The organism is Bacillus sp. SH7-1 (assembly GCF_008042405.1).
Lineage (GTDB): Bacteria > Bacillota > Bacilli > Bacillales > Bacillaceae_G > Bacillus_A > Bacillus_A thuringiensis_N.
On the sequence record NZ_QNUD01000042.1, the window covers coordinates 37,732 to 63,250 of the forward strand.

A 25,519-nucleotide genomic window follows, 5' to 3' on the forward strand; every position below is an offset into this window, starting at 1 on the left:
GCAGAAAGAGCATCCTTCTCTTACAGGATGCTCTTTCTGCATTTATTTTTTCTTTATTTGCAAATGATCACACGGAGAACATTGAAAAGGAATTTTCCCTAAGCAATTAATATTAGTTTCGCAAATTTGTTCAATCGTTGGAACAAATGGAATTACAACTATGTTACTTTCTACTATTTGTGTAACAGGTGGCAACACTGTGCCTACTTGATGTTCAAAACGAATACTCGCTTGATTTATATAATTTCCTGAACCATTTGGCGCGCTCTGTACTGCTACTTGGAACGAAACTGTCCTTGCTTCACCAGGATTTAAACTTCCGATAAGAAACCCTACTGCCGGGCTTACATTCGGCACTGGCGTATTATCAACCGTTACACTTCCAGGAACAAATCGAACACTACTATCTAACATATCTTGAAAACGAATATTTTGCATTACAGTATCACCTGTATTTGTAATGACTGTCGTAAACGTAATGACATCTCCAATCGTTGCTGCCTGTAAATCTGCCGTTTTTACGACTGTCGTTGAGACATTTTGAGATATAAATGGGATAACAACTGTATTGCTATCACCTTCAACTACTACTGGTGGCTCATTCGGATTTACAGTCGCGAGCCCACTTGCTGTAGCAGTATTTGTAACTAAATTATTTATTTGTCCTCCTGTTATGACAACTTGAAAATTAATAATTGCTGCATCGTTTGGCTGAAAATCACCTAACGGAATACCAGTATTCGGATTAGCAAATGGAAGAGGTACATCATTTACCGTTACCGTGCCATTTATAAATAACGTATTTGGATCAATGATATCTGTTAAAACAATATTCGTTACAGGAACTGTACTATCATTTATAACGGCAATTCCGTAAGTGACAACATCTCCTACCATTGCCACTTCAAAGTTTGCTCCTTTTGCAACAAATAGGATTGCAGTATTTACCGTTACAATAACTGTATTGCTCGTGTCCATCACTGTAACTGGCGGCTCTCCTGGTACTAAAACATATTCTGCTAACGCTCCAGCAACGTTTACTACTGTTCCACCATCCGGAAAACTTGTAATCGTAGCTTTATATGTTACAATTGCCGTCTCACCAACTGGAATATCTGGTATCGTTAATCCAATTTGCGGATTTAACCCCGGTTGCGGAACCCCATTTATCGTTACACTATTTGGGACGAAATCAGCTTCCTGAGATAGCACATCGATAAATTGAACATTCATTGCATCAGCAGTACCAGTATTTAATATACGAACCGTATACGTTACCGTTTCTCCTACGCCAACAATTGAATGGTCTACTTCTTTTAGCATATCTAAGCTGCCTCTATTTACCGGCGTAACCGTCGTATTACTTGAATTTGTAATTGTAGACGGAGGTTCTCCTGGAATCAATTCGAAATCACCTGTTACTCTCGCTGTATTCATAATGCTACTAGAAGGCGGAACTGCGATTACATTTACTTCAAATGTAATGAATACACTATCCCCTACTGCAAGATCAGGCAATGCAAAGCCTACAAATGGATCTAAACCTACTTGCGGAATCCCATTTATTTGTACACTTCCAGGAACGAATTCTAAACTAGGTGATGGAACATCGATAAACTGAACATTCGTTGCTGTTACCGTTCCCGTATTTGTAACTTGCACACTATACGTTAACGTATCTCCTAATCGTGTCGCTTCTTTATTTATAGATTTTATAATGCTGAATCGTCCTCTATTCACTCTAGTTATCGTCGTATTACTCGGTTCAGTTACTACAACCGGTGGTTCTCCTGGTACTAATACAAAGCTTCCTGTTATATTTGCAACGTTCGTAATCGTTCCTGATGACGGGATGGTTGTAACTGTGGCTTGAAACGTTACTATAACCGTTTCACCAACTGGTATATCTCCAACTCCAAATCCAGTAATCGGATTTAAGTTTGGTTGCAGGGCTCCATTTATCGTTACACTATTTGGTACAAATGACGCCCCTGCTGAAATGGTATCAACAAACTGAACATCATTAGCTGTTACTGTTCCTGTATTCGTTATTTGAACCGTATACGTTAATATATCTCCAACGAGAGTAGCAACCCTATTTACTTGTTTCATAACATTAAATTGCCCTCTATTTACAGTTGTAAGTGTTGTATTGCTCGGTTGGTTTACTATAACTGGCGGTTCTCCTGGTACTAATACAAAACTTCCTGTTACATTTGCCGTATTGGCAATTGTTCCGTTTGATGGCACACTAACAACGGTTACTTGGAAGGTGACTTCTACACTTCCACCTGGATTTATATCTGGAAGCGGGAATCCATTATTCGGATTGAATCCAGGTTGTAACACACCACCTATCGTTACACTGTTCGGCACGAATGCTATAGAGGAAGGTAATACATCACTATATTGAACATTCGTTGCTGGCACTGTTCCTGTATTTTGAACTACTGTTGTATATGTGATTGTATCGCCTACTGCAACAACCGGCTGACTTACTGATTTTAAAACATTCAAACCAGGCTCATTGATTTCTGTTAATGTCGTATTACTTGTCGTCGTCTCCGTAATCGGTGGTTCTGTTTCACTTACAGCAAATGTAGCTGTAACGTCTACAAAGTTAACAATCGTACCACCTTCTGGTATGCTTGTAACCACTTCCTGATATGTGACAAGTACAAAATCATCTACAGGTATATCTGGAACTGTAAAACCAATGAAAGGATCTAATCCTGGTGCAGGTACCCCGTTGATGCTCACACTTCCTGGTACAAATGCTACACCAGCAGAAGTCGTATCGATAAATTGAACATTGGTCGCTGGTACTGTTCCGAAATTAAAAATCAATACATCATACGTTAATATTTCTCCTACAGTCGCTACTTCTTTATCTACTAGTTTTAACGGAAAAATAAACGCTATATTAATTGTCGTAACGACTAAATTCGTTAATATCGTTTCCGTAATCGGTGGTTCCTGCGGATTTGGTTGTGAAGTAAATGTAACGTCTGCATCATTTAATATAACTTCATTATCTGGAATTTCTGTAATCGTCACTTGGAATGTGACCTCAATACTTCCACCAGCGATTAATAATGGCGTAACTGTAAATCCTATTTCTGGATTTAAACCAAGTTGCTGCACTCCACCTATCGTTACACTATTGTCAACAAACGTCGTTCCTTCTGGTATGACATCTTGGAAGAATACATCTGTAACAGGGATAATTCCTACGTTTGAAATGAGCACGGTATACGTTAATACATCTCCAACAGCCCCAGTTGCAACATCAACTGTTTTTGTTGCTGTTACTTCACCAGGAGGAGGTAACGGTATTGTAACTACCGTTGTATTACTTGAGTTCGTTGTTGTTACAGGTGGTTGTAAAGGATTTAATAAGAAAGTGGCTGTAGCAGATGCTGTATTTAATACTGCTCCACGTGTAGACGGTGCAACTACCGTAACTTGGAATGTTACTGTCAATGATGTTCCAGCTGCAATATTAGGAAGCGGGAAACCAACATTTGGGTCAAATCCAGGTTGTGGCGTTCCATTTATCGTTACACTGTTTGCTACAAATGTTGTTTCTGGAGCAATTGGATCAATGAAAGAGACATTCGTTGCTGTTACTGTACCGTTATTTCGAATGACAACAGAATACGTGTAAGTTTCTCCAAGTGCTGCTTGTTGTACAGATGAAGATTTTTGTATATTTAACTGTGCTGTGTTTACTTGCGTCACTACAAAATTACTATTTGTAACAGTCGTTATTGGAGGGTTTGCTGGATTTATAAGAAAACTTGCAGTAACGTTCGATTGGTTTCTAACATTTCCACCGCTCGGAACACTCGTCACTGTAACTTGAAACGTAATCGTGGCCGTTTGTCCGACCGGAATATTTGGTACTGAGAAACCTGCCATAGGATCCGCGCCTTGCTGAACGACTCCGTTGATCGTTACACTATTTGCTACAAACGCAGTACCGGACGGAATTGGATCTTGAAAAATAATATTCGTTGCAGGAACAGTTCCTGTATTTTGTATAAGAATCGTATACGTTAACGTATCCCCTACTCCTGCTTGTGGTGTATTTACACTCTTCATTATATTAAGTGATCCTACATTCACTCGCGTCACAACAATATTACTAATCGTTACAATTGTAATTGGTGGCTGGAGAGGACTTACTTGGAAATCAGCAGTTACATTCGCATTATTCGGAAGAACTCTATTTGGTGGTACACTCGTGATTGTCACTTGGAAAGTAACTGTTACCATCCCTCCTACTGGAATATTAGCAAGTGGAAATCCAGTTGTCGGGTTCAAACCTGGTTGAGGTGTCCCGTTTATCGTTACACTATTCGCTACAAAAGTGGTTCCAGCTGGAATCGGATCAAGGAATGATACATTTGTCGCTACTACCGTTCCACTATTTTGTATAGCAACTGTATATGTTAGTGTATCTCCTACACCTGCTTCAGTAGCGCTTACACTCTTTATTACATTTAACCCTGAGGAATTCACAACTGTCATAACAGTATTACTTGGAACCGTCACAGTAATTGGTGGCTCTGTTGGATTTACAAGAAAATCTCCAGTTACATTCGCGTTATTTACAACATTATTCCCTGGTGGAATTTCATCAATTAATACTTCAAACGTAACAATAACACTTGCGCCAGTAGGCAAATTATTTAATGGGAATCCAAGTTCTGGATTCGCCCCTTCTTGTAAAACACCATTAACAACTACACTATTTTCAATAAATAATGTCCCTTGTGGAATTGAATCTTGGAAAAATACATTTGTAGCTGGTACACTACCTGCATTTATAACTTCGATTGTATATACTAAAACATCTCCTACCGTTGCAACATCCGTATTCACTGCTTTCACAACTTCAAAGTTCCCTGATTGTACTGTCGTATTCACAACGTTACTCGGAACATTGATTGTAACTGGTGGTTCATTCGGATTCACTTGAAAGCTTGCTGTTACATTTGCTTGATTTAAAATATCTTCATTTTCTGGATTCTGTACAATTACTACGTCAAATGTGACTACAACCGTTTGAGCCGCAGGAATATTCGGAAGAGAGAATCCTGTATTCGGATTTAGTCCAATTTGCTGTACTCCATTAATTGTTACAGAATTTGCAACAAATGAAACAGCAGAAGAAATAGGGTCTTGGAAAAATACATTTGTTAACGGAACGTTTCCTGTATTTTGGACGGCAATTGTGTATGTTAAAGTATCCCCTACCGCCGCTTGCGTTGTATTTACTTCTTTTATTATATTTAAACCGCCTGTATTAACTTGTGTCACAACTGTATTCGTTTGTCTATTAATTGTTATCGGTGGCTGATTCGGTTTAACGACGAAATTAGCAGATACATTTCCGCGATTCGCAATCGTACCTCCCGATGGTGTAGATGTAACTCGTACTTGAAATGTAACAGTCCTACTTCCGCCAGGAGATATATTCGCTACTGTAAACCCAGTCGCTGGATTTGCCCCAGGTTGTGAAACCCCATCCACAGTCACACTATTTGCGATAAATGTCGTTCCAATTGGGATTGGATCTTGAAAAATAACGTTCGTTGCAAGTACATTTCCTGTATTTTGAATTGTTACCGTGTACGTAAGAACGTCGTTAACCGTTGCAAAAGCTTTATCCACTGTTTTTCTCGTTGTTATATCAGCTATATTAATTGTAGTAACTACAGTATTACTTGTCGCTTGCCCTGAAACTGGTTGTTGGCCAGGCACTGGAGTAAAGTTAAATGTTGCACTCGCACGGTTCGGAATTGGATTGACAAGAGGATTAGATGTTACTCGAACTTGAAAGCGCACTACAGTCGTTTGCGAAGCATTAATACTTCCTAGATTAATACTACTTGCTGGATTCGCTCCTGGACGTGCTACTCCATTTACCGTAACGCTGTTTGCGACAAATGTTGTTCCTGCAGGAATACTATCAACAAAAATTACATTGTTTGCAGCAACATTCCCATTATTTGTGACATTAACTGTGTACGTTAATACATCATTAAGTGTCGCAGTCTGTAAATCTACAGATTTTTGCATACTTATAGTTGCTTGATTCACTGTCGTTTGTATTGTATTTGAAGAAGATGTACTTGTAATAGGAGAACTACCAACAAAAGGACGGAATTGATATGACACCATTGCACGATTTGGAATAGGGTTTGGGTTCGGAAACGATGTTATTCGTACTTGAAATGTAACAACTCTTTGCGTGTTATTTGGGATTGTTCCTAAATTAATTCCATTAGCAGGGTTTGCATTCGGCTGTGTTACTCCCCCTACCGTTACACTACCTGCAACAAATGTCGTTCCGTTCGGAATACTATCACGTAATACAACGTTTTCTGCACTTCCTGTTCCTGTATTCGGAACCGTAATCGTATAAGTGAGAGTATCCCCTACTCCTGCGACTGTTCTATTAACCGATTTAACTGGATTAATAATTGGACCTGTCGCATCAATTTGAACACCAAAACCAGCTGCAGCGTATCCATCTCCATTTGTAACGAAGCGAACAGTTGCTGACGTTTGATTGTTTACTAAAGATGAGGAGGCATCTACATTCGTAATATCCCACCCCTGTCTTCGGACGGCCAAAGCTACCCCTAACGGCTGATTTAAATCTCCGAATGTACCGCTCGTATCTAAATTTCCACTGTCATTACAAATTTGAGACTGGAAGAAATTATTTGCAGGGTTTCTCGGTCCGAATAATGCAACTGTAGTATTCGCATTCGGCCCAAAGCGAAGTTGATCTCCAGAAATGTTAGAATCACCTTCTTGAGCAGTTACGAGCACTCTTCCTGTAACAGCTCCTGTTGCCGGCGTAGCAAATCCTGAAATAGTAGCATCAACTGGTGGTGATGAAGCATCAATAATTTCTTGGCCTGCATATACTGACAAATTTCGAAGTGGTAAACTTGCATTTTGATACACAACCTCAAGCGTCCATCCAGCTGAACGACTGATTGTCGGGTCGGCTGAAGTTCTTGCAGCAGGCACAGCACCCGTTGTATATGTGCCTGCCCCACCTGCACTAACAAGATTCGTTACATTGGCAGAGCGAGCATAATAAAACTGATTTCCTACTGAACCTTGCTGCGCGGTAGCAGGATCTGGCGTAACAGAAAACGTCCCTGCTGGCGTTGTAAATGTAATGTTATCATTTAAAAATGGTAAAACATCTTCCGTATCAGTCCGGAAAGTACCAGCCCAAACTAACTCTGCATATAACACACTGCTTCCTGCTGGAAGATTTAAAATTGCACTTGAAGAATTCAATTGCCATTCATCTGTTGTCCCTGCTGGGAATCCTGGTACTTGCAGCGCTGTATTTACCGTTGTAAAAACAGCGAGTGTACCAAAAATATTACCTGGTGCAGGTGATGTAGGGCTAAGTCCCAGCGTATTCCCAGTGAACGTGACGGCACCAGGTACTGTTGTCGTAAAACGATTTATAAAAGGCACACAATCATCTCATTTCAATTATAGTAAAAAGTGCTCTATACTATAAAATGTAGACAAACTATACAATGTACGTTGTCCAACAAAATTCCGCACATATGAGAGGAGTTTATAAAACTATGCGCTACGTTATCATAACAGGAACTTCACAAGGTTTAGGTGAGGCTATTGCCACACAATTGTTAGAAAAAAATACAACTGTTATCTCTATTTCTAGAAGAGAAAATAAAGAACTTACGAAACTCGCAGAACAATATAATAGCAATTGTGTTTTCTACTCCTTAGATCTTCAAGATGTACATAATTTAGAAACGAACTTTAACGAAATCATTTCATCTATTCAAGAAGACAGTGTATCCTCTATTCATTTAATTAATAATGCGGGTACAGTTGCTCCTATGAAGCCAATTGAAAAAGCAGAAAGTGAACAATTCATTACGAACGTTCACATTAATTTACTTGCCCCTATGATTCTTACATCTACTTTCATGAAACATACGAAAGAATGGAAAGTAGATAAACGTGTTATAAACATTTCATCTGGTGCAGGAAAAAATCCATACTTCGGATGGGGCGCTTATTGTACAACGAAAGCTGGCGTAAATATGTTTACACAGTGCGTAGCAACCGAAGAAGCAGCAAAAGAATATCCAGTAAAAATCGTCGCTTTTGCACCTGGTGTTGTTGATACAAATATGCAATCACAAATTCGTGAAACAAATAAAGAAGATTTCATAAATTTGGACCGCTTCATTGCATTAAAAGAAGCAGGAAAACTATTATCACCTGAATATGTTGCGAAAGCTATTCGTAACTTACTAGAAACTGAAGACTTCCCTCAAGGCGAGGTTATTAGAATTGATGAATAACAAAAAGGCGTGCTATTTTAGCACGCCTTTTTGTTCTACTTCTCTAAAAATATAAGCACAGACTCCGCAATTTGCTCATAACCAATTTCTTGATAAATTTTATTCGATGTCGGATTCGCTAAATCAGTATATAACGTAGTCGTCTTGTACCCTTCATCTAACATACGTTGACTAAGTGCCGCTACACAATTAGATGCGTATCCTTTTTTCCTTGCTTCTTTTGGCGTATATACAAAATTAACTGTTATATTATTTTTAGTTGGTCTCGTTTTTGCTGCTACAGAAACAAGTTTTCCATCTACTTCTAGACCAAATAAACGATGATTAGTGATTAATGTATGTGCCGTTTGTTTTGCTTCCTCTTTCGTAGTAGGAAGATTCACATCTTCGCAAAATCGATATATCCACTCTTCTATTAATGTTAGTTCATCACTACGTACTTCTCGAAAAAAACTACCCTCGCTCGGTTTCTTCTTCACTTCTTTCAACTCATATACTCCTTGTTCCATTACAACACTCGTTTTCTTATTTTCTAACACCGCAATCTCTTCCGCTAATTGTTGTACAACTTTCTTATTACCGATCAATCCAGGAATATCCGGATATACTTTCGTTAACTCTTTTGCAAGCTCCTTGATAGCTATTCCTGAAATTTCAGAAGTTGCAACAATGATTTGTTTCTTCTCTTCCGTTTGCAGAAATACAATCGTAATTTCTTCTCCTTGTTTCGCTATACCCATAAATATCGGTTGTTGGACCATTTGTAATACACCTAATATGAGATTATTTTCCTGTTCATTCTTTTCTAAAAATGGTGTAACCACTTCTTTAAAATTAAGAATCTCTTCATATACATGTAATTGAATCATCGACAATCTCTTCTCTCTATTTATAGTTTCATTAAGTATTGGCGATTAATTCATTAAATCCCTCTTTCACGATTCAATAATATTCGAAGCTAACGTATTCAAAGCATTTTCAACTTGTAAAATTCTCTGTTTTTCCTTTTTAAATACCTCTTCTTCTTTTCGAAATGACTCTTTTCGATTTTTAATCATACGCTCCATCTCTTTTTTACTCGGTCCACCGTACACCTTTCTTTTTTGTATAAAAGCTTCTGGAGATATAATTTCTTCCCACTCTTTTTCTAATAAATGTATTTTAAATTTTTCTTGTAAGTATATATTTACATCTTTGAAATGTAATTCATGAAGCTCCTTTTGTTGCTCCAATGACATATTTGCAATAACACTTGCTGCCTGATGCGCATGCCGAAATGGAATGTCATAGTTTTTTGTTAAAACATCTGCGAAATCAGTTATCGTAATTGCATGTTTATAAGAACGACTTTTCAGCGTTTCTTCTTCCACTTTCATTGTTCGAATGACTGCATTCAAAATGCAAAATACACGAATAGCCTTTTCAATTCCTTTATATAAATACGGCTGCAAGTCATCTTCCGTATCGACAATATCGCCAAATGGTGTATTATGAATCATTTGAAATACTGTAAATGCTTCACCTAAAGCACTACTCGTAATTGCACGGGCGTGTTCAATGGAAACTGGATTTCGCTTTTGCGGCATAATACTACTAATCTGTACATATGGCTTTGCAACAGTAATACCATCATATTCTTTCGTCGCTAATAGTAAAAAATCATGAATCCATCTACTCGTATTCGTCATAATTACCATAAGTAATGAGCTAACTTCTAATAAATAATCCGCTCCAGCAACAGCATCATATGAGTTCTCGATTACATTAGTAAATCCAAGTAAATTGGCAACTCGCTCTCGGTTAATTGGGAAACTTGTTGTAGAAAGCGCAGCAGCTCCCATTGGGGATTGATTTAAAAGTTTGTACGTTCTTTTCATTCGTTCTAAATCTCTTTGCATCGTATCATAAATTGCTAACACATAATGACCAAATGTTGTTGGCTGTGCTGGTTGTGTATGTGTATAAGCTGGCATAATTGTTTCCTTATGATCAGCAGCAAGTTGCAATATACTCTCTTGCAATAACAAATGATGTTCCATTAATCGTAATACATACCGTCTTAAACTCATGCGATACATCGTTACACCCATATCATTTCTACTTCTACCAATATGCATATTACTTACAAAATCGCTTTTTGCTTCTTGAGAAATTAAATGTTCCACTAAAAAAAAGAGATCTTCATGCTGCTCTGTATAGAGCAATTGCTCTTTTGGAATTCCTTCTACCTTTTTTAATGCGTGTAATATAACTTTAGCTTCTTCCTTTTTCATTAAATTTTCTTCCATCAGCATCACAATATGTGCTTTGTGCACTTGAAACATATCTTTCAATAAGTAATTTCGTTGAAAATGAAATACATGTTGTAATACACAATCCACATATGTTTTCCCAGGGAAATCAGCGCCTTCACTCTTTATAAACTCTTCTTTACTTTGTTTCATCACCTTTTCCCCTTTCACCTAAGTATTACTACCCATCATACCCAGAGATGGCGAAAAAGTGCTTGGGCATAAAAATAAACTCGGCGCTTCAAGCACCGAGTTTACTTAATAAAAGTCGCATCATACTTATCACTTTGCAACACTTGGAAATGTAAGTTTGCTAAATGTTTCCGTATTTCTGCACTGTCGTCCTCATTTAAATCATTTGCTAAGAACACTATTTCTGTACAGTTCCCACGTTTATCCATTGCATAAACTGCTTTTGTAACTGTCCATGGCGTATAGCCATTTTTTTGCCCTGCATGTCTAAATGTTTTACGATATTTCTTAGCACTCATATCTGTCTCAACGATATTCGCCCATACTTTTTCTTCTGCTTCTGTCAGGCCACCTTTATGATTTGCCTTTTGAAGCAGTACCATATAATCATTTGCAGAAGCAGCTGGTAATCGATCTGACCAAATTTTATCGTAACGTTCCTCTAAATAAAGAGGAATTTCCTTCTGTAATAATGGTCCCTTCTTTTTTAAACGTTCATGAATAAGCATCGCATATTCACGATATTGCTCTTGAGACATTTCTTTTAATTTTTTCTCTATTTTATATTTCGGAACATGTAGTTCTTTATGCAAATATCCAGGGATGTATAAAGATGAAACGATCGGAAATAGCGGCTGATGTGCTGGAAGCGATAAACTTTTTAAATTTCGATTAATGTTATCTAATCCTAACACTTCCATTAAATATTCAGCATTTGCATTCGAACTAAACTTAACCATTCCTTTTGCCACTTCTTCTAAAGAAACCGCTCCTTCAGTTATCTTGCCCGTTTTCTCCAAATACCGTTGCCACCTATCTTGCGCACCACCATCTGTATTCGGTACGTAATACCGATTCACATCATTAATGGAAACGAAACTAGACGAATCAATTTTCCCTTCTGTAACTTGTTTCGTATATTCAAGCGCCACAATTAGTTTCATCGTACTAGCAACCGGCAATACAACATTTGGATTTACAGAATAAACAATTTTATCATTTCTCTTGACTAGGAGCGCACTATTTTTTTCATCTTTATGTTCCTCAATAAAGGATGCGATATACTGTGCATCATCATTATTTGAACTCCATACTTTTTTCACTAAAAAGTTACCCGATATTAGCAAAACGAAAATACCCACAATTACTGCGCATACTATAGTTTTTTTCAAGTAAAATTCCTCTCCTATTGTGTAGCTCTTCTCTATCTATCTCTTACAAACAAAATAATGGAGATGATTATTTTAGTAATCATCTCCATTATTTTAACTTGTATTCTCCCATTATGTCTACGTCATAATTTTCACGAAGTCTTCGAGAAATTTTTTATAATGTAATGACCAACCAATTCGTACCCAATTCTTTAAAGCTTTTGAGTCAGGTTGAGGACGGAAATCAGCAATACTTTCTCCCTTTGCAATTCCAACTGTATCTACATCAACACGACGATATACATAATCTAACAGGGAGGGATTTGCCGCGACCATCATTGTAACGACGTCATGTACTGGGCTACCTGTTATTTTCGGATTTAACTTTTTATAAGCTTTATAATAATACGTAAATATGGGCTCAATTAACTTATTAAAACTCGTTTTAGAGTGTTTCGTAATATATTTTACCATCTCCGGCGTAATAATAGCTTCAGATGTAACGTTAAGTGGTACTAATGTCACATTCTTAGCATTTTGCATCACTAATTGTGACGCAATAGGATCACCATGAAAATTTGCCTCTGCTACCGGTGTTACATTACCAGGCATTAAGAACGCGCCGCCCATTATATAATATTCTTTCACATACTTCATCATCGGCTTTTCTAAAATAAATGCTGTCGCTAGTGTCGTTGACCTACCAGCATCCACAATGATTAATTCTCCTTTATACTTTTCAATAATATCAAAAAAAGCACAAAAAGGTTTTATATTTGGCGAAAAAGTTTTTGGTGGTTTAATCGGTCCTAAACCGTCTGCCCCATGAATTTCCGGATAATACGTTGTAACATCTCCCGATAAGGGGATTTTCGCACCATTAATAACAGGTATATCTTCCCGCCCTGCCATTTGCAATAAATATGCGGCATTACTTGTCGCCTTTTCTTGTGTTACATTTCCATATCCCGTTACTACACCAACAATATCAATATCAGGATGCAACAATCCATACATAATTGCTAAAGAGTCATCAATTCCTGGGTCTCCTAAAAATAACACTTTTTTCATCGACCTCAACTCCATCCCCTCAGTTGTTATTAATTTATGAATAATCGTGGATATACAGAATAAAAAAGAACAAATTCATACGAAAAAACGCAGTCTTATAAGGACTACGTTTTTTCAGCTAACCTATACTGTTTTTTTTACAGCACTCATACTTCCAATAACATAAGCGATAAACGCAAAACAAATTGGGAAGACAACTGTATGTATACCAAACGGATTTGGATAGAAAAGATGAATACACATATATGAACCTACTCCAACGAAAATGGAAGCAAGCGCTCCTGTAGCATTTCCTTTCCTCCAATATAATCCTAATACGATCGGCCAAATGAATGCTGCTTCTAATCCACCGAAAGAAAATAAATTTAACCATATTAAAAAATCTGGTGGTTTAATTGCTGCTGCATAAACGAGCAGCCCTATGATACCAGTAATCCACAAACTTCCTTTTCTGATTGTACTGTCCGCTGCATCTTTATTTATGTAATTTACGTATATGTCTTTAATAATTGATGAACTTACAAGTAACAATAGCGAGTTTACTGTAGACATAATCGCTGCCATTGGTGCAGCCAAGAAAACTCCCGCTAACCAAGGTGGCAACACTTCCATCGCGAGTAGCGGCATTACTTTATCTGGTACCGTTATACCTGGCAGTACAACTCTTGCAAATACACCCGTTAAATGCATACCAATCATAATTGTACCTACAACAATCGTTCCAATTATAAGCGCTTGATGCATTGCTTTTGAATTTTTATAAGACATGGCACGCACACTAATTTGTGGTAAACCGACAACGCCAATTCCAATTAAAATCCAAAACGATGTCACATATGATTTAGTTAAACTACCATCTGCTCCGAATGGTGTAATTAAATTCGGATTGATTTGAACAAGTTCATGCATAATCTTTTCAATTCCACCACCGGCAATGACAGTAGCAATTAAAATGATTGTCGTTCCAACCAACATGATAATACCTAGTAGTGTATCTGATAGCGCAACTGCACGAAATCCACCAATTAATACGTACACAAGTACAGAGAAAGTAAATAAAAATAGTGCTGTTGTATAAGATAAACCCGTTAGCGACTCAATTAATCGTCCACCGCCGACCCACTGAGCTACTGTTGCTGAAAATAAAAAGATAATAATACATAACGCAGAAAGGATCACGACTGCTTTATTATTGTATCTTCCCTTTAAATAATCGATAAGAGTAATGGCTTCCATCTTCCTAGCGATAATTGCAAACTTTTTACCGATAACCGTTAAAACGATATACCCTGTTACAACTTGAATCGCAGATAGCAGTACCCATCCAAGACCCATATTGTAAGCAATACCAGGACCACCAATAAAGCTACTAGCACTACCATATGTAGCAATCATTGTCATCGCTAATAATAAACCGCCAAGCTCACGCCCACCAAGAAAATATTCTTGCAAAAATTTATTATGAGCAGTTGCTTGCACGCGTCTTGAAGCATATACACCAATTAAAAATACAACGATAAACGAAATTATCATTGGAATGATTACATACCAATTCATCTATTATTCCTCACTTTTTTCTTCCTCATCGAGTGAAATATCTTGAAATACAAAACGAACAACTAAACTAAGTAAAATAACCATAACGATAAATCCAACGATACAGCTATAAAAAAACCATGCTGGAAAACCGAATACATATGTATATTCACTTGGATTTTTACTACCAAGCCCATAAGCAAATCCATACCATATTATAAAATTGATAATAGCAAGTCCAAGTCCAATTAACGCTTCTCTATGGGCGATTCGAAAGCGTGGATCATCATGATAATTCTTCATTTTCTCCCTCCTCTCACGATGTATTATTGTACCATTGTTTTTCTAGTTTTTCCTACTAGAAAGCAAAAACAAGCAGGATTTTTTATAATCATATAGAAGATTCTCTTACATTACATATTTTTTACAATTGTAACACAAATGAAATTTGAATTTTCAGTAATTGTTAATTATGATTTTAATTAGAGGCTTTCCATCTAGTTCCTACATCCTTGATTTCGGAATAAACGCCGTCTCGTACTGCGTTTACATTATATTTTCAAGGGGGTTATACAATGAGTCAACTAGCTGTAAATCTTCATGAAAAGGTAGAAAAGTTTCTTCAAGGCACGAAAAAGTTATATGTGAATGGATCTTTCATTGAAAGCGCTTCTGGAAAAACATTTAAAACGCCTAACCCTGCAACTGGCGAAACGCTTGCCATCGTTTCTGAAGCTGGTCGCGAAGATATTCATAAAGCTGTAGTCGCAGCTCGCATGGCTTTTGACGAAGGTCCTTGGTCTCGCATGAGCACTGCTGAGCGCAGCCGTCTTATGTACAAATTAGCTGATTTAATGGAAGAACATAAAGAAGAGCTTGCACAGCTCGAAACGTTAGATAACGGAAAGCCAATTCGTGAAACAATGGCAGCAGACATACCACTCGCAATTGAACATATGCGCTATTATGCCGGCTGGGCTACGAAAATCGTTGGTCAAACAATTCCTGTTTCTGGTGATTACTTTAACTATACACGCCATGAAGCTGTTGGTGTCGTTGGTCAAATTATCCCTTGGAACTTCCCACTTCTTATGGCAATGTGGAAAATGGGAGCAGCGCTTGCTACAGGATGTACAATCGTTTTAAAACCTGCAGAGCAAACTCCACTATCCGCTCTATACTTAGCTGAATTAATTGAAGAAGCTGGATTCCCGAAAGGTGTTATTAATATCGTACCTGGATTCGGTGAATCAGCTGGACAAGCTCTCGTTAATCATCCACTCGTTGATAAAATTGCGTTTACTGGTTCTACTCCAGTCGGTAAACAAATTATGCGACAAGCATCTGAAACATTGAAACGTGTTACTTTAGAGCTTGGTGGTAAATCACCAAACATTATTTTACCAGACGCCGACTTATCTCGTGCAATTCCTGGTGCACTGTCTGGTGTTATGTTTAACCAAGGACAAGTATGCTCTGCTGGATCACGCTTATTTGTTCCAAAGAAAATGTATGATAATGTCATGGCTGATCTCGTCCTCTATTCTAAAAAACTAAATCAAGGTGTTGGTCTTAACCCTGAAACAACAATCGGTCCTCTCGTTTCTGAAGAACAACAAAAACGTGTAATGGGCTATATCGAAAAAGGAATTGAAGAAGGCGCTGAAGTACTTTGCGGAGGAAGTAATCCATTCGATCAAGGTTACTTCGTTTCTCCTACAGTATTCGCTGATGTAAATGATGAAATGACAATCGCAAAAGAAGAAATTTTCGGTCCAGTTATTTCTGCAATACCGTTTAACGATATTGACGAAGTAATTGAACGTGCAAATAAATCACAATTCGGCTTGGCAGCTGGTGTGTGGACAGAAAATGTTAAAACAGCACACTATGTTGCCAGTAAAGTACGTGCAGGTACAGTTTGGGTTAACTGTTATAACGTCTTTGATGCAGCATCTCCATTTGGAGGATTTAAACAATCTGGCCTCGGCCGTGAAATGGGATCTTACGCATTAAATAACTATACAGAAGTGAAGAGCGTTTGGCTTAACTTAAATTAACGAAAGAACCTGACCTACCTGGTCAGGTTCTTTTCGTTATGTATTTCTTTAAACTTGCAGTCCTCCGCTCACATTTAATACTTCTCCTGTAATATAGGATGCGTATTCTGATGCTAAAAAGGCTGCTGCGTTTGCAATATCTTCCGGTGTTCCAATTCTACCAACTGGAATCGCGCCAACCATCTTTTCTTTCACTTTATCTGGTATCGTTTTTGTCATATCTGTATCCATAAACCCGGGACAAATCGCATTACAAGTAATACCGAAACTCCCAACTTCTTTCGCTGCTGTTTTCGTTAAACCTACAACTCCTGCCTTTGTAGCCGCATAATTTGCCTGACCTATGTTTCCTTCTCTACTGATTGAAGATATATTAATAATGCGTCCATATCCTTGTTGTCTCATGTAAAGAAGTGCTGGTTGCATACAATAAAAAACACCAGTTAAGTTCACTTGTAATACTTGTTCCCAAGCAGACTTCTCCATTTTATGTAACATTGCATCTCTTGTAATCCCAGCGTTATTTACCAATATATGTAATGTTCCGAATTTTTGAACCGCATATTCAATTAACGACTTCGCTTCATTTTGATTACTCACATCACATCGATATAAGCTCACTTCATATCCTTCATCCGATAACTCACGTGTCGTTTTTTGTAACTTCTCTTCATTTACATCGCTAATTAATACTTTAGCCCCTAGTTTTGCATAAACTCTTGCAATCTCTTTTCCAATTCCCTGTGCAGCTCCTGTTACAACAGCTGTTTTCCCATTTAAAAACTCCATCCCTATCCCTCATTTCTATTACTTATACTGTATATTTCGGCTTTTTCCTTTCCAATTCCTCTTTGTATAAAAAAGTCTATTTGTGTCAAACTAACTTTGCAACGTCGCATAAATTGCAAGGAGATTGTGTCGAATGAACAAAAAGAATTTCAAACAAAGCAAAGCAACTGATGGCATTGATGTTGAGTTCTCTCGCGAACTCGCTGACCACAATGACTTAGAAGCAAACGCACGTGCAAATGCCGCTGATGCACGTCAAAAACGCCAGTCAACAGAAAAATAAGGAAAGCATGGCCTTATTCTTTTCAACAGGGACCTACTACCCAACAAAATAAACCGAGAGATATCTCTCGGTTTATTTTTTATATTTTTTTATATAATGTGCAAAAGTAAGTAGCGGATATATATATGCATAGCTATGATAACGAATATAAAACCCACCCGGTAAACCTGTTCCGGTAGGGTATTTTTCATTCACATAAGAATTCGCAAGCAAATATGAAATACCTTTTCGAATAGCTGGCGTTTCTGTGTCATTATAAGAAATGAGAGCATCTAACGCCCATGCTGTTTGGGATGGTGTACTGAATGGCAAAGTAATATACCTTTTCTCCACACTACTGTGGCAAGACTCCCCCCACCCACCATCTTCATGCTGTATATGTTCAAGCCATAAAGCTGCTCGTTTCAATGAAGGATTGCTAGATGGAATTCCTAGTGACCGTAAACCAGTCATAACAGCCCACGTACCATATATATAACAAATACCCCATTTCCCAAACCACGATCCATTTTCCTCTTGTACATTCATTAACCAATTTACCGCACTTTGTTTTTCAGACAATTCATTTTGCGCATATGTCCCAAAAAACTCTAACACTCTCCCTGTAATATCTGGTGTAGAAGGATCTGTTATCATATCGCTTGCGTTCTCGATTGGTAAATTTGCTAATATATTGCTCGTCACACCTTTTTCAAACGCTCCCCAGCCACCATCATTATTTTGTAATCCTTTAATCCAATTGATTCCTTTCTGCCAAGCGTTATCTACATTTTCGTTTCCTCTACTTCGTGCTAATGCCCTTAGCACAGCTGTTGTATCATCAACATCTGGAATCGTCGTATTCACATCCGAAAAACCCCAACCGCCTGGAGTAAGCGCCGGAGCATGTACGCTCCAATCAGCTTTTTTTGTATGCTGTTTTTTTAATAAATACGCTGATGCATGTTGAATCATCTTATTATCTTTCGGAACGTGGACCTCTTGTAACGCATAGCTGAGTAAAGCGGTATCCCATACAGTTGAAGGAGAGTTTTGCAAATGATTCCCTCTTTCCATCTTCCATATATAAGATGTTATCCCGGTTATCGCCTTTCGAATCATTGGTGATTGAAGAGAATGTCCTAACGCGAGTAAAGCATAAATCATATAAAAAGAGGCAGTTGCGTAACTAAATAAAGTTCCATTTTCATCAATACGCTCTTTCATAAAACGTTCGACTTCCTCATATCCTTTATGATGTAACGAGAGTGGATACGAGATAATTTGTTTTACATCACTTAATAACGTTTGAAACAACGGAGACCGATTCTCCCGAAACCATTCCCCGCCCCCGCCCGCAATGTGATTTAAATTTGGCAATAACTTTTTCCCTACTCGAAACCTTTTATTTAAACACAGCATCATCGGAATTAAATGGATACGCGCTGAGCTACTCAATTCAAATATACTGAGGGGGGAATCATTCTGTAGAAACATGATTGGCGTTGGTAAATGAAAGAGTGAAGGATATTCATATTCTCCATGAATTGCTAATAAAAACTTCGTCATAAAATGAGCACGCGCCACGCCTCCGCGCTCCTTAATAAAATTTTCCGCTCGCTTCATATTCGCATCTTCTTTTGTATATTTTTTCGATGCAAGTAAGGCGGCATAAGATTGAATTGTAGCAGATAAATTACCACCCACTTCATCTTCATACAATTTCCATGTTCCTTCATTTGTTTGAAGTGATACTAATCTTTTTACAAACGGTTCTATCTCTTTATCTCTACCTAATAACTTTAATAAAAAAATCATATGACAATCTGTTAGTGGCGCTCCTTCAAAACAAAACCGCCACGTACCATCTTGTCGTTGCATTGTTTGAAGTGCAGTTGTTCTTCTCGCTATTTCTTCATGCACTTTTTCATATAATAACAAGTTGCTCACCCACCCTTTCGAAATCCGTATAACGATATTCAAAAAAGCAGCTGAATATGTATAAAAACAAAGAAAAGCAGAACATATAAAATGTTCTGCTCATAAACAATATCCTACTCCGACAATAATCCCTAATAAAGCACCGACTACTACTTCATACGGTGTATGCCCGACAAGTTCATTTAACTTCTTATATTCTGTTTGTCTACCGTGAAAAAACTCATTCAATATTTTCGCCTGTTTACTTACTGCAAGCCTTACTCCTGAAGCGTCATACATAACTATAATGGCAAAAATAGCAGCAATTGCAAATAAAGTACTTTCTACACCTTCCACAACGCCAACACCTGTCGCTAATGCTGTAACAGTTGAAGCATGAGAACTTGGCATCCCACCTGAAGCGAAAAACTTTGCAAAATCAAATTCACCCGTTTTGAATAATTTAAAGACTACTTTCGTTAATTGTGCTAAAAACCATGAAATTACAGCGGCCATAAGCGGATCATTATGTAAGATTGTTTCCATGTTCTCAGCTCCTTACTGACTATAATGGAAATTCTATATAATATAAGTATAAAGAAAAATGCGTAGAAAATACTACGCATTATGATACTTTTGCTGATTTATTTTTTATAAATTTCGGTTGTTTCTGCACTAAGAACTTTGTTTTCGCTACCGAAAATACAAATAATGCAACCCATATACAGAAAAATGCCATCATATGAGTAGATGTGAAATGTTCACCAAATACGAATACACCTAAAATTAAACTAATCGTTGGTGCAATATATTGTAAAAATCCTACCATATAAAGCGGAATAAGTTGTGCTCCTTTTGCAAAATAAAAAAGTGGTAATGCTGTAACAATGCCTGCTCCTATTAATAGTAACGTTGATAACATGGAAATAGATCCAAACGAACCAAAACCATGTACCCCTGTCATAACGAGATAAATAATCGCAAACGGCGTCACTAACATCGTTTCCATCGTAAGTCCAATTGTCGCATCATAGTTTAACAATTTTTTCGTTAATCCATATAATCCAAATGAAAGGGCAAGTGATAGAGAAACCCACGGAATAGCCCCGAAACGTACTGTTAAAATGATAACCCCTACTCCAGCTAAACCAACTGCAACATATTGCCAGAAGTTTAACTTTTCCTTTAAAACGACTGTACCAAGTAAAATACTAATAAGCGGATTAATATAATATCCAAGACTCGCTTCAATAACATGATTATGATTAACGGCCCATATGTAGACAAACCAGTTTCCGCTAATCAAGACTGAAGCTATTGTTAATGACATTAATAATTTAGGTCGTTTAAAAAGATTCACAAACTCCCCAATAAATTGGCGAAATCTCTTCGTAACACCTAATACAAGTAACATAAAAACGAACGCCCAAACGATGCGGTGTGCTAATATTTCATCTGCTGGGACTTCCTCAACCCATTTCCAATAGATTGGTAGTATTCCCCACATCGTATACGCACCAGCCGCATATATAATCCCTTTTTTTTGCTCTGCTGATTGACTCCCCATCTTCCTTTTTCTCCTCTTCTCATTTTTTCTCCATTATACGGTCCCACGTGCTCACTTTACCAATAATCAATCTGCATTTCTTTCGACATTTCTCATACAACGAATAATAAACATACCGTTATTACAACAAGTAAAGGTATGCCGAAAACAAATTTCTTTTTATGAGTTTTATGATGAAACATATACATACCGATCCAAGCTCCAACTGCTCCCCCAGCTGCCGCTGATAAAAACAACGTACTTTCTGGCGTTCTCCACTGTTTCTTCTTCGCTTTTCGTTTATCAAGCCCCATAAGGCTAAAAGCTATAACGTTAATAATAATAAAATAAATCCATTTCATCGCTTTATCTCCCTATGAAAAATTCGCTTAATGGTAACATGAAAAAACGATGGAAACAACTGAAGAACAGTTTTTATCAAACTATTTTAATTCGTTACCTTCATATTTATATAACCAATTAAAATCGCAGTTATAGCAATTAAATAGAAAGATGTTATGAGCAGAATCTTATATTTCATCCTCTTCACCCACTACCATAGCATCGAAAAAACTATTCTCAATTACTTTCTCATCAAAATGAAGAACTACAATTAGCCCTACATATAAAGAAATAAAATTTAAAAACCATTCCCCATTATCGTCTTTCTTAGCTAAGCATTTAAATATCTCTTGAAATTGCATACGCTCATCTGTCGCAACAACCGGTCGCACGCCAAAATATTTCAATACAAGATGTAGGTTTAGCTGCACGGATAATGATAAAATATACTTTAATAGCTCCGTATAATGAGCAACATTTTTTTGACTATATAACTTCACAAGCTCTTGATGTAAAGTAGAAATCGATAATTCTTCTTTAGTCACTTTTGTTGCTTCTATCATTTCAATCATCTTTTTAATATCCATTACATTTACCCCTCCTGTTACAAAACAAAAGCCAAAGTGTATTTATTTTATAATCAGCAATAATTGAGTATTTCTCGTCTCTCTTTCTTCTTCACTTACTAAGTCATACTTTTTTAAAAGATGAAATACATCATTTAACATTTCTTGTGAGTGATTACCTTGCAAAAAAATTTTTAACCCTTTAAAAATCTCTTCAGATAAAAAACTCTTTTGACTTTCAAGTTTATTCATTACATCCTCAATAGAATGATCGATATTACACGCCATAAAAATTCCTCCTCTATCCTTTATAAATAATATCTTCTGCTAACGATGTAAACACTTCTCCAACAAGAGAATCTTCATCATATACAGATGAACCGCTATTTTCTTCACATTTTGCAAAAGGTACTTGTGCGATTACTTCTGTTTGCAATTGTTCTGCTAACATTTCGCCGCCGCCTTTTCCGAACAGATAATTTTTCGATCCATCTTGTTCTTCATAATAAGCCATGTTTTCCACAATACCTAAAATCTCGTGTTTCGTATGTTTTGCCATTACGCCTACTCTAGATGCTACGAATGAAGCTACATTATGTGGTGTTGTAACAATAATTTCTTTCGCCTGCGGAATCATTGCTGCAACATCAATGGCAACATCTCCTGTACCAGGTGGTAAATCAAGCAGTAAATAATCTAATTCTCCCCAGTGCGTATTCGCAAGGAAATTTTGAATCCATTTATTTAACATCGGTCCGCGCCACATAACCGGATTATTTCCTTCTGTAAAAAATCCCATCGACATGATTTTAACACCGTGACTAATAACTGGAATTGCTGTTTGATCAATCATCGTTGGTTTTTGATTCGTTTCCATCATAGCTGGAATGCTAAAACCATATATTTCTGCATCTAATATCCCCACTTTTTTGCCCATACGAGCTAAAGCCGTTGCAAGATTAATTGTCACAGTTGATTTTCCGACTCCACCTTTTCCGCTCGTTACAGTAATAAATCGTACCCCTGAATCGAGGCGAAGCATGCTCGGCATACCAGTTTCTGTTCTAGTATTTTTCTTTAACTTCTCTGTTAAGACTGCACGTTCTTCTTTTGTCATAGAACCAAATGTTACATCCACTTTAGAGGCACCAATTGCGTGAAGTGATTCTTCCACATCTTGTTGGATTTTTACTTTTAACGGACAACCTTGAATCGTTAGAACTACTTCAAGTTTAACCTCTGTTCCATTCATTTGTATATTTCTAACCATGTTTAACTCTACAATACTTTTGTGTAATTCTGGATCCTCTACATGTTTTAACGCATTCATTATTTGTTTTTGAGTAATCATAGAACTCATCCCTTCTCGTATTCTAATTTATATACAACATCTTCTTATCATTGCGAGAAACACTTATTATCCACCACTAACGGGCGGGATGAATGCGACGATATCTCCAGCTTTTATCATCTCTTCATTCGTTACAAACTCTTCATTAACAGCCACCATCACTTTATCAAGCGATTGTAAACCATAGCTCGCTTTGAGCCATTCTTTTAATTGCTGCACTGTCATTTCTTCTTTTTCTGAAATTACGAATCGATCCAATCCAACTTCCTCACGTAAATTTGCAAATAGTAAAATTGTAATCATTTTCTCATTCTTCCTTCTTCGGTTTTCCTGCTGGATATGGTGTATTTTCAAGTTGATCTCCAATCCACATCGTCCCATCTTCCCAAAATTCTTTTTTCCATATTGGGACGATTCGCTTTATACGTTCAATTGCGTATTCATTCGCTTCATAAGCTAATTTACGATGCGGTGATGAAACTGCAATGACTACCGCAATATCCATTATTTCTAGCCGCCCTACACGGTGCGTAATTGCTACTTTTGCATCCGGCCATCTTTCACTAATTTCTTCACCAATTCTCATAAGTTGTTTTACTGCCATCGGTTTATATGCTTCATACTCTAAATGTAGCGTTCGTTTTCCTTTTGTTAATTCTCTCACCGTACCAATAAATGTTGTAATCGCACCTGCTTCTCTTCTTACGACTTTATTCGTTACTTCTTCAACTACAATCGGTATATCAACAATCTTAAATAGCACTTGTCCCATCGGAACCACCTCTCACTTTGCGAAATGTCCAAGGCCATTCACTACCTTCGTTATCTTCCAATAAAAGAACATCCACAAACATATCTTTTTTATATCCTCTTGTCCCGCCTGGTAATACGATAAAAGCATTCGATTCTGCTAATGAAGAAACCGAGCTAGATTTATCAAACCCTGACGGATAAGCAATTAACTGACCTTCGTTATATATCAGTTTTGCTCGCACAAATCTTGTAAATGGATTCGGTTTTAGAAAATCTTCTCCTAATAACGCTTTTTCTCTTTTTAAATGTGCTTTTTCACTAAACATATACGTCCGAATAGAAGGTCTTACAAATAATTCAAACCCTACGTAACAAGCAGATGGATTTCCTGATAATCCAAATAATAACTTGCCATTGAATTGTGCTACAGTCGTAACACTTCCTGGCCTCATTGCAACTTTATTAAAAAGAACAGATGCACCTAACTTTTCGTAAATAGCTGGTAAATAATCATAATCTCCTACTGATACACCGCCCGTTGTAATTAACATATCTACTTGGCCAAGCGCTTCTTTCACAGCTGTAAAACACGTATAAAAATCATCACTAAACTTCCCAAAATATTTTATTCTTCCGCCCGCTCTTCGAATTTGAGACAATATCATGTACGTATTACTGTTTCGGATTTTCCCTGGCTGTAATGAATCATTGACATCCAGTAATTCACTCCCAGTCGCTAACAGTCCAATTACAGGCTTTCTCGCAACTGGTACTTCACTATAACCGAATGTAGCAAGAAGAGCTGAAATGCCTGGATTAATGTATGACCCTTTCTTTGCAAGAACTGTTCCTTTACGAGCATCTTCACCTTGAAAAGAAATATTGTCGCCTGTTTTGAATGATCGCTTCAATTCCATATACTTATTGCCAGCCTCCTCATATTGACGAGTCAGTTCTAACATAACAACCGCATCACACTCATTCGGAATTTGCGCTCCCGTCATAATTCGAACTGCTTGAAACGGACCTACTTTCTCACCGAATAGTGATCCTGCGCCAATTTCACCCACTACTTCAAATACAATTGGCATTTCATAACTTGCTAAATTCGTATCTTCTGCTCTAATAGCAAACCCGTCATACGGTGAACGATTGAATGAAGGTACATCATGGTCAGCTACTAAATCCTCCGCTAATATACGCCCATAAGCTAATTCAATAGGTAGTAGCTCCTTTAATCCCTCATTAGCAAATCCCATTACTTTACGAACAGCTTCTTCCACCGCAATTGGCACTCTTCTTTCCATT

At 37.4% G+C, this 25,519-nt stretch carries 21 protein-coding genes; 3 read left to right on the forward strand and 18 right to left on the reverse strand.

Annotated features, from left to right (window positions below; genetic code table 11):
* Positions 1-42: 42 nt before the first annotated feature.
* Entirely contained in the window at positions 43-7,515 is a 7,473-nt protein-coding gene (locus tag DN390_RS26400; protein WP_147808891.1) for a DUF7507 domain-containing protein, read from the reverse strand.
* 116 nt (positions 7,516-7,631) lie between these two features.
* On the opposite strand from DN390_RS26400, the gene DN390_RS26405 reads away from it, so the two are divergent.
* Positions 7,632-8,381, forward strand: a complete 750-nt coding sequence (locus tag DN390_RS26405) for a (S)-benzoin forming benzil reductase (RefSeq protein ID WP_147808892.1) — start codon at positions 7,632-7,634, stop codon at positions 8,379-8,381.
* 35 nt (positions 8,382-8,416) lie between these two features.
* On the opposite strand, the gene DN390_RS26410 is transcribed toward DN390_RS26405, so the two are convergent.
* The 6 genes from DN390_RS26410 to DN390_RS26435 form a co-directional block, all read right to left on the reverse strand.
* Positions 8,417-9,250: a GNAT family N-acetyltransferase gene (locus DN390_RS26410; RefSeq protein ID WP_147808893.1), complete on the reverse strand. Its 834-nt coding sequence runs from the start codon at positions 9,248-9,250 to the stop codon at positions 8,417-8,419.
* Between the two features lie 66 nt (positions 9,251-9,316).
* Entirely contained in the window at positions 9,317-10,825 is a 1,509-nt protein-coding gene (gene argH / locus DN390_RS26415) for an argininosuccinate lyase (protein ID WP_147808894.1), read from the reverse strand.
* Positions 10,826-10,926: 101 nt separating this feature from the next.
* Positions 10,927-12,036, reverse strand: coding sequence for a serine hydrolase (locus DN390_RS26420; RefSeq protein WP_147808895.1), 1,110 nt, complete (start codon positions 12,034-12,036; stop codon positions 10,927-10,929).
* 117 nt (positions 12,037-12,153) lie between these two features.
* Positions 12,154-13,086 carry a nucleoside hydrolase gene (locus DN390_RS26425; RefSeq protein WP_147808896.1) on the reverse strand — a complete coding sequence of 311 codons (933 nt, stop codon included), beginning with the start codon at positions 13,084-13,086 and terminating at the stop codon, positions 12,154-12,156.
* Positions 13,087-13,209: 123 nt separating this feature from the next.
* Positions 13,210-14,643: a sodium/pantothenate symporter gene (panF, locus tag DN390_RS26430; protein ID WP_147808897.1), complete on the reverse strand. Its 1,434-nt coding sequence runs from the start codon at positions 14,641-14,643 to the stop codon at positions 13,210-13,212.
* A 3-nt stretch (positions 14,644-14,646) separates the two neighbouring features.
* Complete coding sequence (locus tag DN390_RS26435) at positions 14,647-14,925, reverse strand: YhdT family protein (protein WP_000800722.1); 279 nt, start codon at positions 14,923-14,925, stop codon at positions 14,647-14,649.
* A gap of 272 nt (positions 14,926-15,197) precedes the next feature.
* Here DN390_RS26435 and dhaS point away from each other — a divergent pair, with 272 nt between their 5' ends.
* Positions 15,198-16,682, forward strand: coding sequence for an aldehyde dehydrogenase DhaS (gene dhaS, locus DN390_RS26440; RefSeq protein WP_147808898.1), 1,485 nt, complete (start codon positions 15,198-15,200; stop codon positions 16,680-16,682).
* Between the two features lie 48 nt (positions 16,683-16,730).
* On the opposite strand, the gene fabG is transcribed toward dhaS, so the two are convergent.
* Positions 16,731-17,471: a 3-oxoacyl-ACP reductase FabG gene (fabG, locus tag DN390_RS26445; protein WP_016086869.1), complete on the reverse strand. Its 741-nt coding sequence runs from the start codon at positions 17,469-17,471 to the stop codon at positions 16,731-16,733.
* Positions 17,472-17,604: 133 nt separating this feature from the next.
* Between fabG and DN390_RS26450 the strand changes: the two genes are divergently transcribed.
* On the forward strand, positions 17,605-17,754 hold the full coding sequence (locus tag DN390_RS26450) for a YfhD family protein (protein ID WP_001035815.1): 150 nt from the start codon (positions 17,605-17,607) through the stop codon (positions 17,752-17,754).
* Positions 17,755-17,826: 72 nt separating this feature from the next.
* On the opposite strand, the gene DN390_RS26455 is transcribed toward DN390_RS26450, so the two are convergent.
* The 10 genes from DN390_RS26455 to moeA all read right to left on the reverse strand — a co-directional run bounded on the left by DN390_RS26455 (position 17,827) and on the right by moeA (position 25,518).
* Entirely contained in the window at positions 17,827-19,674 is a 1,848-nt protein-coding gene (locus DN390_RS26455; protein ID WP_147808899.1) for a terpene cyclase/mutase family protein, read from the reverse strand.
* 99 nt (positions 19,675-19,773) lie between these two features.
* The gene (locus DN390_RS26460; protein WP_000447815.1) at positions 19,774-20,199 is read right to left on the reverse strand and encodes a divergent PAP2 family protein; all 426 of its coding nucleotides are present in this window, start codon (positions 20,197-20,199) and stop codon (positions 19,774-19,776) included.
* A gap of 79 nt (positions 20,200-20,278) precedes the next feature.
* Entirely contained in the window at positions 20,279-21,220 is a 942-nt protein-coding gene (gene rarD, locus DN390_RS26465) for an EamA family transporter RarD (protein WP_060631786.1), read from the reverse strand.
* A 92-nt stretch (positions 21,221-21,312) separates the two neighbouring features.
* The gene (locus tag DN390_RS26470; RefSeq protein WP_000871327.1) at positions 21,313-21,561 is read right to left on the reverse strand and encodes a DUF1294 domain-containing protein; all 249 of its coding nucleotides are present in this window, start codon (positions 21,559-21,561) and stop codon (positions 21,313-21,315) included.
* Positions 21,562-21,729: 168 nt separating this feature from the next.
* Complete coding sequence (locus DN390_RS26475) at positions 21,730-22,128, reverse strand: hypothetical protein (RefSeq protein ID WP_147808900.1); 399 nt, start codon at positions 22,126-22,128, stop codon at positions 21,730-21,732.
* A gap of 42 nt (positions 22,129-22,170) precedes the next feature.
* Positions 22,171-22,395 carry a group-specific protein gene (locus DN390_RS26480; RefSeq protein WP_147808901.1) on the reverse strand — a complete coding sequence of 75 codons (225 nt, stop codon included), beginning with the start codon at positions 22,393-22,395 and terminating at the stop codon, positions 22,171-22,173.
* Between the two features lie 13 nt (positions 22,396-22,408).
* Complete coding sequence (locus DN390_RS26485) at positions 22,409-23,458, reverse strand: P-loop NTPase (protein WP_147808902.1); 1,050 nt, start codon at positions 23,456-23,458, stop codon at positions 22,409-22,411.
* Positions 23,459-23,524: 66 nt separating this feature from the next.
* On the reverse strand, positions 23,525-23,761 hold the full coding sequence (gene moaD / locus DN390_RS26490; protein WP_002194735.1) for a molybdopterin converting factor subunit 1: 237 nt from the start codon (positions 23,759-23,761) through the stop codon (positions 23,525-23,527).
* 4 nt (positions 23,762-23,765) lie between these two features.
* Positions 23,766-24,230 (reverse strand): molybdopterin synthase catalytic subunit MoaE, encoded by a 465-nt coding sequence (gene moaE, locus DN390_RS26495; RefSeq protein ID WP_147808903.1) that lies wholly within the window; start codon positions 24,228-24,230, stop codon positions 23,766-23,768.
* The gene (gene moeA, locus DN390_RS26500; RefSeq protein ID WP_147808904.1) at positions 24,211-25,518 is read right to left on the reverse strand and encodes a molybdopterin molybdotransferase MoeA; all 1,308 of its coding nucleotides are present in this window, start codon (positions 25,516-25,518) and stop codon (positions 24,211-24,213) included. Before moeA ends, moaE begins: the two co-directional genes overlap by 20 nt.
* Position 25,519: the final 1 nt, after the last annotated feature.

Bases quoted from the DNA above. Each gene is read 5' to 3' on its own strand.
- DN390_RS26405 (WP_147808892.1), top strand. From the start codon at position 7,632: ATGCGCTACGTTATCATAACAGGAACTTCACAAGGTTTAGGTGAGGCT.
- DN390_RS26410 (WP_147808893.1), bottom strand. From the start codon at position 9,250: ATGATTCAATTACATGTATATGAAGAGATTCTTAATTTTAAAGAAGTG.
- argH (WP_147808894.1), bottom strand. From the start codon at position 10,825: ATGAAACAAAGTAAAGAAGAGTTTATAAAGAGTGAAGGCGCTGATTTC.
- DN390_RS26425 (WP_147808896.1), bottom strand. From the start codon at position 13,086: ATGAAAAAAGTGTTATTTTTAGGAGACCCAGGAATTGATGACTCTTTA.
- panF (WP_147808897.1), bottom strand. From the start codon at position 14,643: ATGAATTGGTATGTAATCATTCCAATGATAATTTCGTTTATCGTTGTA.
- DN390_RS26435 (WP_000800722.1), bottom strand. From the start codon at position 14,925: ATGAAGAATTATCATGATGATCCACGCTTTCGAATCGCCCATAGAGAA.
- dhaS (WP_147808898.1), top strand. From the start codon at position 15,198: ATGAGTCAACTAGCTGTAAATCTTCATGAAAAGGTAGAAAAGTTTCTT.
- fabG (WP_016086869.1), bottom strand. From the start codon at position 17,471: ATGGAGTTTTTAAATGGGAAAACAGCTGTTGTAACAGGAGCTGCACAG.
- DN390_RS26450 (WP_001035815.1), top strand. From the start codon at position 17,605: ATGAACAAAAAGAATTTCAAACAAAGCAAAGCAACTGATGGCATTGAT.
- DN390_RS26460 (WP_000447815.1), bottom strand. From the start codon at position 20,199: ATGGAAACAATCTTACATAATGATCCGCTTATGGCCGCTGTAATTTCA.
- rarD (WP_060631786.1), bottom strand. From the start codon at position 21,220: ATGGGGAGTCAATCAGCAGAGCAAAAAAAAGGGATTATATATGCGGCT.
- DN390_RS26470 (WP_000871327.1), bottom strand. From the start codon at position 21,561: ATGAAATGGATTTATTTTATTATTATTAACGTTATAGCTTTTAGCCTT.
- DN390_RS26475 (WP_147808900.1), bottom strand. From the start codon at position 22,128: ATGGATATTAAAAAGATGATTGAAATGATAGAAGCAACAAAAGTGACT.
- DN390_RS26480 (WP_147808901.1), bottom strand. From the start codon at position 22,395: ATGGCGTGTAATATCGATCATTCTATTGAGGATGTAATGAATAAACTT.
- DN390_RS26485 (WP_147808902.1), bottom strand. From the start codon at position 23,458: ATGATTACTCAAAAACAAATAATGAATGCGTTAAAACATGTAGAGGAT.
- moaD (WP_002194735.1), bottom strand. From the start codon at position 23,761: ATGATTACAATTTTACTATTTGCAAATTTACGTGAGGAAGTTGGATTG.
- moaE (WP_147808903.1), bottom strand. From the start codon at position 24,230: ATGGGACAAGTGCTATTTAAGATTGTTGATATACCGATTGTAGTTGAA.
- moeA (WP_147808904.1), bottom strand. From the start codon at position 25,518: ATGGAAAGAAGAGTGCCAATTGCGGTGGAAGAAGCTGTTCGTAAAGTA.